We start from the raw sequence: 13,152 nt of genomic DNA, 5'->3' as shown, positions 1-13,152 counted from the left end.
TATTCTTTTGCTTAAAAGTAACGCTGATAGCATAACACTTGTCTAAAATGCCATAATGATGATTCTAAGTCTATACTTTTGCTACATTAGACAAAACTTATGAAACGATCTTTGCTCCTGATTTTATTTATTTATGTTTGTAGCAACTCCGCCCAAGGCCAAATCCAGCAAATCGAGCAGGAATTACAAGGATTATCTTTAATCAAAGACAGTGTTGCCCTGATCAACAGCTTAAACAGACTCGGGACACTTTACCGAACCAGAAATGCAGACAGCTGTTTTTATTATGGGGTTAAGGCCAAAGGTATGGCTGCCAATATACGTTACCAGAGGGGGCAAATAGAGGCAAGCCATTCAATTGCCTTCGCTTTTTATAAAAGAGGGTTATATGCGGAATCATTGGAACTGCTTGGAAAGATATTATCCCAGTATCAGCAACTTAACGATACCGAAAAAATCATTACGGTATACCTGGATATGACCAGTGTTATGAACAAGGGTGTGTCCGATAGGGCAAAGATTATTTCAATTTTGCAAAAGACTTTCGAAATCGGGAAAAAGTTGAAAAAAGATAGTATTATGTCCAGGGTATATGCAAACTATGGTCTCCGAAATTCGAATCTTCCGCAGGATAGTGTTCATTACTACCTGAGCAAATCCGAAGAAATTGCAAGCCGCTATAAAGATGAAAATATACTGATTTACAATCGATTATGGCAGGCACGTTTGTTGGTTTCAAAAGGCCAGTTACAAGAAGCTTTAACACTTGCAAAACAGTCGTTACTTGATGCAAGGCGTATTGGCAACATAGACCTAGTGATCAACGCACTCTTCTTAATGACAGAATTTCATGATAAAAATCCTAAAAAACAGCTTGAATATTATTACCAGGCTTATGAGGTGGCACAAAAAAATGGAGACAGCTCCATAGAAATTTACATTTTACACAATGCATTAGAAACGGCAAGACAACTCGGGGATAAAGATGAAATCATCAAAGTTTATTTCGAGCTCGACAAGTCGATCACAGCGGAATGGGAAAAATCAAAAAAATTTATCAATGATTATGTTGCCTATAATGCTGTGCAGGACTACAATAAGTTACTAAGCGAAAAAAATGCGCAACGAACCATATGGTTGCTGGTCATTTCATTTTCCTCAGTTATGATTGTACTGGGCATCTATCTAATGATGCTCCGTCGGGACCGAAAAGCGAAAGCACGGATAGAAGCCCTCAATGATATGGCAAATATGCAAATCATGACTATGGAAGAGGCTAAACACCAGGCGGTAAAGGAGGAGCAACAACGGCTTGGACAAGACCTTCATGACGGCCTTTCATCGTCCATTGCCGCTATCAGATATCAATTAGAAACACTAAAGATGGATACCAGTGATATTGACCTGAAAAGAAAATTGGATATGCTCCAAAAGGAAACGGAAAAGGCTTATAAAGTAGCTCGAAACAAAAGTCATGAATGGTTCAGTGCCGCTGATGAACAACAAGAACAGTCTTTTGAAAAGCAAATTATATTACTGACAGATAATTCTCTGCCTAATAGCAGATACAACAAGAATATTCACATAGACAATAGCGCATTATCGGGTATTGATATGGACACACGAATAGCATTACTCCGCATAATTCAAGAGGCCATCACCAATATTATCAAACATGCCAGAGCTAAAAATGTAGGTATTTTGATTTATGAAGAGGATGATAACTTATTATTAACCATCAATGATGATGGAATAGGCTTAGATGAAAAGAAAGCTGAAATTGGAAGGTCAACAATAGGCTTGCAGTCCATTCGCCGCCGTGTTCAATATCTAAATGGTGACATTAAAATAAATTCAAACGCCGAAGGCACTGAAATAATTGTATCTATCCCAATAATTGTAAAGTAAATCTATCTTCCCTATTCGTTGGATTAAGTTTAAAATTTTCCTCTCATGATTCTGAATAAAACTTCATCTCTTTTTTGTCTTGAGATGGGAACCTGACTGCCATCTTCCATGGCAATGTATCCTCCATCGGTTTTTACATAAGCAGAGATTTTTCGGAAGTTAATCAGATGAGACTGGTGTGTCCTAATGAAATTATGATTTTCGAGCAATTCCTGATATTCCTTTAATGTTTTACAGACCAGAAATTGTTTCTTATTATCTAAATAAATATGCGTGTAATTACCCTCAGCCTCGAACCTTATGATTTTGTTGATCGCCAAGAACTCTATTTTATCCGATAAAGGGATAGCGATCTTTTGCTCATCATCTCCTCTATCTATATTGGCAACCAATTCCTTTAACCTTTCATTTTCTTTTTTAGGATTAATTTGGATTGTTGCTTTTTCGACTGCATTGCTCAATTCCAAAATATTAATCGGCTTAAGCAGGTAATCTATAGCACATGCTTTAACTGCCTGTATCCCATATTTGTCAAAAGCGGTAACAAAAATAACTTCAAAATTCTGCTGACCAGTTAATAATTTTAACAAGTCGAACCCCGAAACTTCTCCCATTTCTATGTCCAGAAAAAGTAAATCGGGGTTTAATTCCCTAATTAATTTAAGTGCTTCAAGAGCAGAGCCTGCTTCGGCAACGATTGCTACATTTGGGCAATATTCCAACAACAACTGACGCAAATTACTCCTGCTTTTCAATTCATCGTCAATTAATATCGCTTTTAAGACCCCCATTAATCTATTGGTATAGTTAATACAGCAGTAACGCCGTTTTCATTTTCGCCTAAATTACTACTTAAATGTAATTCCCCCACACTTGTACCAGCATTTAGCAAGATTAGTCGTTCTCTTACCAGCTTTAATCCAAAGCTCTTATTCCCGTTAACTATATTTTCTTTTAAGCCAGTACCATTGTCTTTAATTACAATCTTAAGGTATCTCTGATCACAACTAATATGTATAACAAGCCGTCCTGTGTCTCCCTTTTGAGCCAAACCATGTAGGATTGAATTTTCTACAAGCGGCTGGATGATCATACCTGGAATTTCCATCAATTGGGTGTTCACTTGGGGAGAAACTTCAATTTCAAATTTAAAGTTAAAGCGCAGCTGCTCCAGCTCACAATAGAGTGTGATGGCATCTAGCTCATCTGAAAGTGTCACGAAGGTTTTCTCCGAATTATTCAGAACCCTTCGCATCAACAATGAGAACTTCTCCAGATAAACATTTGCTTCTTTATACTGATTATTATTGATCAGAGATTGTATAGAATTCAAAGCATTGAACATAAAATGCGGGTTCATCTGTGAACGTATAGCTTTGATCTCCAAATCCTTGATTTTGTTCTTTAATAGTGTTTTCTTCTTTAAGCCGGCAATTCTTGCTCTATACACAGAAAATATGACAACTGCAGTAAGCAGGGCGGAGCAAATGCTCCACCCTATTGTTTTCAGCAATGATGCCTTTTGCTCCTTGGTCATCACACCCGAATCTATTGCATTTTTTATCAGCTCCTGTATTGCCTGATGATCTACAATCGGCTCCTTAATTACCTTTTCTATATTGGGGTATTCATCAATCAAGTAACTGGATATGACTTTAAAATCTGGAGTAAATGTAAATACCTTGGTCTGCTGATAATAAAGATTAATGTTATTTTGTTTGCTTAAGTCTTTAGCTAACTCCACGTAGGTGACGTTAGGCAGATCCCTCAGTTGCTGATCAATGGTACTTTTCTCCGCTGAGGCCAGGCTCTGTGCGATAACAAAATGAGCCTGACTACGATTTTGCTTTTTTATAAGATCAATGTAGCTTTTTAAAACATCGGGATTATTATAATTCACAATTAATACCAAAGGCTTTCCTTTGAATTTGGCAAGATCAAGGGTGCTTCCATCTTGTAACAAAAGTTTCTTAACCGGGCTTGGATTCCCGGGGAACCAAAGCCTTGCTTGGGTCCATTCCTCTTTTACCCGATTTGTAAATGTAGTATCGCCACAATTATTGATGAAGTCTTCATAATAATTCTTCAGCCTTTCTGTACTTTCCACTTCGCTTTTATGGAGCTCTTTTCTTAAAGATTCATAAATGGAAAAATATAAGGGATATCCATCGAAAGATGCCATAGCGGTTGCATAATCAGCAAAGAAGCCGTACTGGTTGGCATTTATCATACCTAATTTTGTTTGCTTATAGGAAAGTAACCACCTTAGGTAAGCACCATAATAAAGACCACCTTCCAGACCACTCATTGCAACAGGTAGTGTATCAATACTTAGAAAGAAGCCTTTAGGGAACTCATCAAAAGATGTATTCGGTTTTATATCATTACGATAGTGAGAAAGGTACATCAATTTCGTTCCAGCCTGCACATATTTAAAATCAGTTCTGCAATAGTTTAAAATCTCTGATGATACCCGATCAGCATACTTATTTAAGATACCGTCAAATTCATTTTGCCCCTGTTTCTGAAAAGACAAAAATTCTTTTAGTGATTTAGAACGGTAATTACTTTCATTAACCCATTGGTGGTTAAAAACAGATACCAAATCTTTACTTAGTGAGGCTTTCGCTGCTGCATTTCCTGCAAAAGAAAGGCTGTTGTCAAAATTTAGCGCATCTGCTTTAACGATAAGCGTGTCTAAGGGTTCCAAAAGGATACTGAAGGTTTTGTATTCATCAAATTGACCAAAAATCCATCTACTTCTTGAATTTAAACCGACTAACACATTAGCACTAAAAGAACCATCTTTGTTAAACCTAAAAAGTTCATGATTAATCTCGTAAAGACTATCGATCTTAGGTAGGTTAGCAATATTTCCTTTGATCAATGCATTTTTTGGCAATTTGAAAGAGGCTAATTTTAAAACTGCACTAGTAATTTTATCCCCACCAGTGGAGTTCGACAAGGCTAATGTTTTAGCCAGATCCTTACCAACGAGCAGGGAACTTATTATTGTCTCAGAAATTTGCTTTAAATGTGCAGTTGGGAAAAGACTATCAGGTGTGAATTCTGCTTTTGGACCAGAAGATCTTGTTTTAACACTTATTAATGAGAAGTTAATTTTCTGAGCGGTCGACAATGACTTCAGTTTTGATATTTTCCCATGGCTGTCCGCTGTTATTTCATAAATCTGTTTAGTTAGTTTTTTTTTACGGTTCTCTAGATAAGGAGGATAGTATGAATCATAACCAAACCAAATATTTTTTGCATCAGCATATTTTAATTGCATTCGTTCAAAAGATACTTTAAAAACCAAATTTCCATTTGGCATTTTATTGGAGAGCTCATACCTAACATTAAAGTTATAGTCGAAGGTATGAGCTACACTAGTAATTTGAATCCCTGTTTCAAACCAATCTCCTGATTTCAGCGTTAATGTAGCGCTCTGTTTTTGAGCGAAGAGTTGTGAAAGCGCGAGCAAAAAAGTTACTCCAAGGCTTAAAAGTTTTTTTTGTTTCATATTTCTAAGATTTAAACAAAAGAACTTAAAGCTTTCCATTTCGTTTGGCCTCATTGAGCAGATGACATATATGACTTATTATTCTGCAATAATACCATTTCATCTTGTTGATTACAGTGAAACAATATTTACATTGCTTTTATCTTCTCAATTAGTTCTTCTGTTAGCTTTGCTGCTTTCGGGTTTTCCTCATTCGCAATCTTCAAAGCACTCTGAGCTGCTTTCATTGCTTCCTCTTTAAGTCCTATTTTGTAGTACACATCCGCAAGCGTCCGTTGATTGGGGTATGATTTATCGTTTATCATCACAGCTTGTTTAGCCATGGCCAATCCCTGCTCAAGTACGGCTTTATCATCTGTACTCGACCAAGATTTACGAGCGATAAAACTAAGTGCATCATCATCTACTTTCAATATAGATGCGCTGTATTGTTTAGCCAGTTTTAGAAAAGTAGGATAATCCTTAATATTAAAATAATACAGCAACTCTATTTTCCCTGCTGTACCAAGCATTGTCGCATCAGCACCCTGACGATAGGCAGCTAAACGTTTAAAGAGTTCTTCCTTTTCCATTTTAGCTAAAGTTTTATATAAAGCTTTAAGCTCTACTTGCTTTTCAATTTCCCTTATTTCTTCCTTTCCGTATTTCGAAACAAAATGTGCTTTATTAGCTATTAAAAACTGGTACAACCGATCCCCTTCATTCAATGGATATAGTTTAATGATATCCCAGCCCAAGTCAGTTTTTAGAACCTCATCGCTCACTGTAGCTAATTGTTCATTATAGAGCGTTTCTGCTTTACGAGGAATAGATTTTTTCAAAACAGCAATATACTTTAACAAAAATTCGGGACTTCTTTCCCCTGCCGCGTAACGTTGTTCAATTGCCAATGAAGTTTCCGCTGGATTAGCCGCCTTTTTTGCAACACCAATAAATTCAGCAGTCGGCATCCTACCACCAGAACGATGAACCACCTTGCCATCCCCATCCAAAAACAGGTAAGTGGGATAAGAAATCACCCTGTATAATTTACCTACATCAGGTCCCTCTCCTTTTTCCATATCCATCTTATAATTGATAAAAGTCTGGTTAAAAAAACTACCTACAGTGTCATTGGTAAACACATGTTTTTCCATCATTTTGCAGGGGCCACACCAGGAGGTGTAACAATCTATAAAAACCAGTTTATTAGCTTTTTTAGCCTGGCTTAAAACATCACTTAATGTCCCTTGAACAAACATGATTGATTTACCCTCTTGCTGTGCTTTTACCCCCATGTTAAAAGCACATAATGTAATCATTGCTATAATTATCTTCTTCATTTTCTTAGAAATTACTTATTGTTAAATTGTCTATTGAATTTTTATTTATATGGCTTAGTAACCCAAATTTTGAGCGAGTACTCCACTCGTGATGTCAACGTCGGCTTGTGGGATTGGTAAAGCGTATCGATTTAGCGGGAGAACAGGGTTAATTGGTAGGCCAGCACGTATTTTATCAAAACGATCATGTCCTTCATAGGCCAATTCCCAACGTCTTTCCAGTAAAATCCGGGACACCAATGCATTTTTATCTGCAAAAGAAGCCATTGTATAAAATGCCGGTTTTTGGCCCACTACAAATGCCCGCTGATAAATCGCATTTAAAATATCAATCGAAGTTTGATTAAGCCCGTCACGTCTAGCCAAAGCTTCGGCTTTATTTAACATCACTTCCGACAGCCTAATGACCATTATATTATCATAAAAAGCAGGGCTACTATATTTACTGGTAGTATTTTGATTTTGAGCATTTTTAATAACCATGGATCCTCGTATATCATTAGGGGTATAGGTTTGGATAAAACTAGGATCAACCACATAAGCTAAGTTGGTCGTACTTATACCAAAGCTGACAGGATAACCATAAACTACTTCCTTATTAAAAGAAATATTTGCAGCCCCAGCAATCACTAATTTATTGTCTGGAAATACATTAGCAGGACTTGCCGCAAGCACATAATTGTTATTAGCCAATACCAAATTCGCATTGTCAATTGCCTTGTCGAAATTATTCAAATACAGATATACCCTTGAAAGAAATGCCATCCCTACTGCTTTCACGGCACGAGAACGCAATTTCATATCCATATTTGCAGCATCAGGATATGCAGATGGTAAATCAGGAATAGCCTCTTCCAGGTCCTGGACTACCCGATCCAATACCTGCTTGTTTGTAGCGCGTGGAATAATCACACTGGCGCTAGCAAAAGGGTTTAACTGCAAAGGCACACAAGGGTTAGCGTCCGAATTGTCCCCCAACACCTTGTAACCAAATAAAAGTGCCAAACGGAAATAGCTATATGCCCGTAAAAATTTAGCTTCGGCTATATATTGTTTTTGAATACTGATGTCGAATTTAGCCTCCCGGGGCAAGTTGTTGATGATCACATTGGCGATATTAATTGCCTTGTAATGGGTTGACCAAAAGCCAGCTATATTGCTTTGATAGGGATCAAGCACACCAGTATAAAAATTATTTGTTACCAGATAGGCTATACCCGTACTTTGATCTGCCATAGGCAAAATCGTGCGTTCAGTTGAATATTGATTAATAAAACCGCCCGCTAATAAGCGCTCTGCTGTTGCTTTATCGGCCAGCACCTGTTCTTCTACCAGATTATTTTCCGGAACCAGATCCAGTTGTTTGTTGCAGGCACTCATCATTAACAGAATAAGTGCAAACAGGCTATAAAAATTATATTTACGTTTCATCTTCTTATTTAATTTATCGTTAAAAACCCATCTTAACACCAATGCGAAAAGTTCGCGGCGCCGGCATGGTAAACTCATCACTTCCTATTTGTAATGCAGATGAACCAAAGGCACTTACTTCGGGATCAATTCCTGAATACTTAGTAATCACAAGCACATTATCAGCCTGTACATATACCCTAAGAGAGGAAAGAATACGCAGTTTTTTCAGCATTGCAGGACTAAACTTATAAGCCAGTGAAACTGTTCTTAATTTGATATAGGAAGCATCTTCCAGAAAACGGGAAGTATTTCTGCCCAGTGTAAAGTCGGTTCCTGAGGGGGTAGTTCCGCTAGAATTTGATTTATTTAATAACGCTGGGATATCTGTTTGTTGCCCTGGTGTTTTCCAATAATTTAACAGATCTGGCGAAAGGTTATTTGCTTCATTGCTGGTATAAGCGTACAAATAAGCTTTAGCCCCATTCATCATTTTATTGCCATAGGCATAAGAGAAAAATGCATTGAACTCAAGTCCTTTATAACTAAAAGTATTATCCATACCTCCAAAAAACTTAGGCATAGCATCCCCCATCATCTTCCGATTGCTATTCGCATTTGCGGCCAACTGTATATTGGTTTCCGTCTTATTGCCATCCTTATCCACCCATAGTGGATTTCCATTGTCAGGATTTACACCTGCCCATTCGTATAAGTAAAAACTCGTAGCCGGTTCTCCTTCTATCAGGAAACGCCCGGTAGACCTTTCAAGGCTAACCGCCAGTGCAATAGGATCAGTAAGTCCGTTCTTTATATATAACTTCTCAACCTTATTTACATTGTGAGCAATATTAAAATTACTACTCCACCTGAATCCGTTCTTATCAATATTGGTTGAACCAATACTTAACTCTACTCCTTTGTTAGATAGCTCTCCAATATTTTGTTTCTGATTGGAAAAACCTAAATAAGTGGGTACAGGAAAGGTAAGGATAGCATTTTTCGTTTTTTCCTGATAATAATCGAACGTAATATTTAATGCCGATTTGAACAATGAAATATCGGCACCTATATTGTATTTGGTTCGTATTTCCCATTTTAAATCAGAATTGTTGGGTGTTGTCGGAACAATGGCTACTTCATTGCCATAGTTTGCGTTCCCCGTGTAGTTAGCATAAATCCCCTGATTACCATAATAGCCTGTACCTCCGTCAGAACCGGAAAGACCTAAACTCCCCCGCAGCTTAAACTGGTCTATAAAAGTAAATTGCTTCATGAAATTTTCTCTGCTAAGATCCCATCCCGCCGAAAACGATGGAAAACCAACATAGCGCTGATTTGAGCTAAACTTTGAAGAACCATCCAGACGATAGGTTGCCCCTAAAAAGTACTTGTTTTTATAAAGATAATTTAGCCTGCCGAAATAAGACACCAGTGCCCACTGCTGTTCAAGTGCGGAGCCAAATGTACGGGTCCCTGCCGAATTTAAACTCAATACCTGATTATTAGGAAAATTACTAGCAAAATTATTAGTCGAGTTTTCTACTGAAGATTCGAAGCTTTGTCCAACTACCCCATTCAGGGTATGATCACCTAGCTGTTTATTGAAATTAAAGGTATTATTGATTACCCACTTACGCCTCCAGGAATTGGTTTCAGAGGCCAGCCCCCCCAATGTTCTGGGTTTATTGGTAAAACGACTATAAGCCCTTGAGGTTTCCCAATCCACCCCCAATTCTGACTTTAATTTGGCCCAAGAAAATACCGTAAGTTCAGCAAATAAGTTACCCACTACCCCATTACTATTGAGTTTATTGATTGTAGTAGCAGCATAACCTACCGGGTTAAGATCACGGCCATTATTGTTAACAAGCGGATTGTTCCAGTTGCCCCATATATAATTACCAAATTGATCATAAATAGGCTTATTAGGCGCTGCAATGGCCGCATCACCATATAACAAATTGGAATTTAAAGCGCTATTTTGCGTACTGGACAAACTCATATTGGTTCCAACATTGATTACTTTGCTTAAATGTTGGTTCAGGTTGATCCGCCCCTGAAAACGGTCATAATCGTTACCTACAATAAAGGGCTGATCTTTCGTATAGGATCCACTGATGAAATAGTTACCTTTTTCCGTACCATTTGAAGCATTAAAGGATGCATTATTTGAATGCCCTGTCCGCTCTATTTCCTTTCTCCAATCTGTATTTACCCCTTTAGGAAACACCCCGTTCAAGGCACGAGCTGCGTAATAAGCCGTATAAAAATCGGCATACTGATCGCCATCCATCAATTTGTGCTCCCCAAAAGGGTGATTAAAACTAGTGGAAAGTTGCACATCAACCTTAGGTGTATTTAACTTACCTTTTTTGGTCGTAATTAAAATTACACCCGAAGCTCCGCGCGAACCGTAAATGGCAGTAGCGTAAGCATCTTTTAAAACTTCAATAGATTCCACATCATCAGGGTTAATCAACTCTAGCGGGTTATGCTCAAAAGTTTCGCGGTCATTTTGTGAAAGTGCACCGGTTACAATGCCACTAACAGACCTACCATAAGTACGTCCACTATAATTGGTGGTATTGTTGTCCTTGTCTAATCCATAAATGGGCACTCCATCAATCACAATCAAGGGCGAATTGCCTTTACCATTGATACTGGTAATCCCTCTAATGGTGATTGCTGGGGCTGAGCCCGGTACACCTGAAGGCATCACTTGCACACCAGCAATCCGGCCTACCAGGGCATTGTCGATACTATTGGGCAATGCACCTATAGCATTAGGGCTGTAACTGCCTACGGCACCAGTAAGACTTCTTTTTTCTATAGTCCCATAACCCAATACCACCAGTTGATCGAGAAGGGCAGTTTCTTCTTCCATAACTACATCCAATGATCCAGTTCTTCCGACTTTTAGCTCCTTTTTCTTAAAGCCTACAAAAGAAAATGTAAGGATGTCGCCTGGATTGGCATTAATGGTGTATTTCCCATCGGCATCAGTTTGAAGCCCCCGCCCAAATCCGCCACTTGCTCCTTTGACCATCACACTCACCTTCGCTAAAGGCTTGCCTTCAGTATCTGTTACCCTTCCAGTAATCTTGATCGCCTGGATCAGCTCCACAACTTTATCAAGCAAAGATTTCTCTTTCTTTTTTACAATGATTACCTTCTCTTCGATGGTATAGGTTAAATCTCTTTTGAGTATGAGTTTATCTAATACTTCTTCAAGTGGAACATTCTTGAAATCGACATTCACTTTCATAGAGCCTTTGAGCTCTACCGTCGAAAAAAGAACGCTATAGCCCGTCTGTTTCCTAATTTCATTAAATACTTTATCCAGCGTTACATTCTTTTGCTCAAAGGTGATCCGTTGCCCGTAAGAGGCTGCGCTTACCTGAAGCATGGTAACAACCAATAATATCATAGCTAATTTCATAACGAATAGCAGTTTTAATACGCAGCAGGGTATGCCACATAAAATTTTGGTATAAATTTTATACATTTACTTGTCTTGTTAATCGTGAATAATTGTTGCTTCAATCGTTCTCCCATCCTGATGCAAATCAGAATCTTGGGAAGGTTTCAAAAGACATTGGAAGGGAGTGTTGCAAGCACTCCTTTTCTTTTATCCTTTAACCTGGTCGTTAACTTAAGTCTGTCTTTTCCGGCTCTTCATTTTTTCTTTTTTAGTTAAGTTGATTAAATTGAACAATACGGCGATATTTTTGGGTTGGTTAGTTCCCGTACCTTTATTTTCGTTTTACATGAATTACATTGCCTGTGATGTCAAACTCCATTTCTCCTGTCTTTTCAAGCATATCTAACACTTTAGATATATTGCTATACCGACTAATGGTTCCATAAACAGTTTGTTTCGACAGTTCCGGATCAGTAATATGAACCTCTACACCGTACCATCTGCTGATCTTTTGCATGACTTCTGCCAAAGGCTCATCATTAAACATAAACAGGCCATTTTTCCAGGCGATTACATTTTCCGCATTGACTTCTTTTACTTGAAAACCAGAGCGCTTGTTAAGGCTTGCTTGCTGGTTGGGACGTAATGTTACACCGTTGTCCTCACCAAGAATTGCTACGCTTACCGAACCTTCCAGCAAAGTTGTTTTCACATTATCTTCATCCAGGTAACTGTTAATGTTAAAATGCGTACCCAGAACCTTCACCTGCTGGCCTTTGCTTTCTACAATAAAAGGATGGTTTTTATCTTTGGCGACTTCAAAATAACCTTCTCCATCTAACTTGACCTTGCGTTCGCCGCGATCATTTAGGGCAGGTGTATAAGTTAAGCTTGATGCAGAATTTAACCAAACTTTGGTGCCATCATATAGGGTGACCTGGTAAGTACCACCACGAGGGGTACTAATAACAGACTCGCCTTTGGTGCTATTATCTTTATCCGAAATAACAGCTGTATTGTCGTTGTATCTCAAATCGGCTCCAATTACCACCCCTTCCTTAGCCTCACTAAGCTGTATCACCTTACCGCTACTCAGTTTTAAAGTTGCTGTATTTTTGCCCGGTTTGATGTCTTGTGCATACTTCGAGAGTTCTCTTTCATCTCCAAGATGAGAGGAAGAAGTATAAAAATATATTCCAAGCCCAATAATTACCGCTACCGAAGCTGCTATGAGGAACCGTGGCCAGCGAATAATTTCAGCTTGTTTAGGTACCACAGTATCCATTTGCAGACCCGCCAGCGTTTTCTGCCACATTGTAGTCGTATTTACACGATTGTATTGACTGATTTTTCCCTTAACTATATTTTCATTATTCAGTTCAGCAAACAGTTCAACATTTTCCGTTGAAGCCGACAACCAATCCTGCAGTTCCTTTTCCTGAGCTACGGTTAAGGAGCCATTAAAATGTCCCCTGATCAGATTTGAGATATGGAATTCTTTTTCAAGCATACTATAGATACGATATAGGTATGCCCTTTTCTTAGTCCGAATGAAAATATTTTTTAGA

At 38.3% G+C, this 13,152-nt stretch carries 7 protein-coding genes; 1 reads left to right on the top strand and 6 read right to left on the bottom strand.

Annotation, left to right across the window (positions count from 1 at the left end; all coding sequences use genetic code 11):
- Nucleotides 1–99: 99 nt before the first annotated feature.
- Entirely contained in the window at nt 100–1,908 is a 1,809-nt protein-coding gene (locus tag BLS35_RS15300) for a sensor histidine kinase (protein WP_090782547.1), read from the top strand.
- Nucleotides 1,909–1,937: 29 nt separating this feature from the next.
- On the opposite strand, the gene BLS35_RS15295 is transcribed toward BLS35_RS15300, so the two are convergent.
- The 6 genes from BLS35_RS15295 to BLS35_RS15270 all read right to left on the bottom strand — a co-directional run bounded on the left by BLS35_RS15295 (nt 1,938) and on the right by BLS35_RS15270 (nt 13,094).
- Nucleotides 1,938–2,699: a LytR/AlgR family response regulator transcription factor gene (locus tag BLS35_RS15295; protein WP_090782545.1), complete on the bottom strand. Its 762-nt coding sequence runs from the start codon at nt 2,697–2,699 to the stop codon at nt 1,938–1,940.
- Complete coding sequence (locus tag BLS35_RS15290) at nt 2,699–5,428, bottom strand: sensor histidine kinase (protein WP_165973312.1); 2,730 nt, start codon at nt 5,426–5,428, stop codon at nt 2,699–2,701. Before BLS35_RS15290 ends, BLS35_RS15295 begins: the two co-directional genes overlap by 1 nt.
- A gap of 128 nt (nt 5,429–5,556) precedes the next feature.
- Nucleotides 5,557–6,750: a thioredoxin family protein gene (locus tag BLS35_RS15285; protein ID WP_090782541.1), complete on the bottom strand. Its 1,194-nt coding sequence runs from the start codon at nt 6,748–6,750 to the stop codon at nt 5,557–5,559.
- Nucleotides 6,751–6,804: 54 nt separating this feature from the next.
- Nucleotides 6,805–8,181: a RagB/SusD family nutrient uptake outer membrane protein gene (locus BLS35_RS15280; RefSeq protein WP_165973313.1), complete on the bottom strand. Its 1,377-nt coding sequence runs from the start codon at nt 8,179–8,181 to the stop codon at nt 6,805–6,807.
- A gap of 19 nt (nt 8,182–8,200) precedes the next feature.
- Nucleotides 8,201–11,602 carry a TonB-dependent receptor gene (locus BLS35_RS15275; protein WP_165973314.1) on the bottom strand — a complete coding sequence of 1,134 codons (3,402 nt, stop codon included), beginning with the start codon at nt 11,600–11,602 and terminating at the stop codon, nt 8,201–8,203.
- Nucleotides 11,603–11,915: 313 nt separating this feature from the next.
- Nucleotides 11,916–13,094 (bottom strand): FecR family protein, encoded by a 1,179-nt coding sequence (locus BLS35_RS15270; RefSeq protein ID WP_165973315.1) that lies wholly within the window; start codon nt 13,092–13,094, stop codon nt 11,916–11,918.
- Nucleotides 13,095–13,152: the final 58 nt, after the last annotated feature.

Origin of the sequence: Pedobacter sp. ok626 (genome assembly GCF_900100435.1) — a bacterium.
GTDB lineage: Bacteria > Bacteroidota > Bacteroidia > Sphingobacteriales > Sphingobacteriaceae > Pedobacter.
The sequence above is the reverse complement of the archived record's forward strand: the minus strand, read 5'-3'. Positions and strand labels throughout refer to the sequence as shown.

Bases quoted from the DNA above. Each gene is read 5' to 3' on its own strand.
- BLS35_RS15300 (WP_090782547.1), top strand. From the start codon at position 100: ATGAAACGATCTTTGCTCCTGATTTTATTTATTTATGTTTGTAGCAAC.
- BLS35_RS15295 (WP_090782545.1), bottom strand. From the start codon at position 2,699: ATGGGGGTCTTAAAAGCGATATTAATTGACGATGAATTGAAAAGCAGG.
- BLS35_RS15290 (WP_165973312.1), bottom strand. From the start codon at position 5,428: ATGAAACAAAAAAAACTTTTAAGCCTTGGAGTAACTTTTTTGCTCGCG.
- BLS35_RS15285 (WP_090782541.1), bottom strand. From the start codon at position 6,750: ATGAAGAAGATAATTATAGCAATGATTACATTATGTGCTTTTAACATG.
- BLS35_RS15280 (WP_165973313.1), bottom strand. From the start codon at position 8,181: ATGAAACGTAAATATAATTTTTATAGCCTGTTTGCACTTATTCTGTTA.
- BLS35_RS15275 (WP_165973314.1), bottom strand. From the start codon at position 11,602: ATGAAATTAGCTATGATATTATTGGTTGTTACCATGCTTCAGGTAAGC.
- BLS35_RS15270 (WP_165973315.1), bottom strand. From the start codon at position 13,094: ATGCTTGAAAAAGAATTCCATATCTCAAATCTGATCAGGGGACATTTT.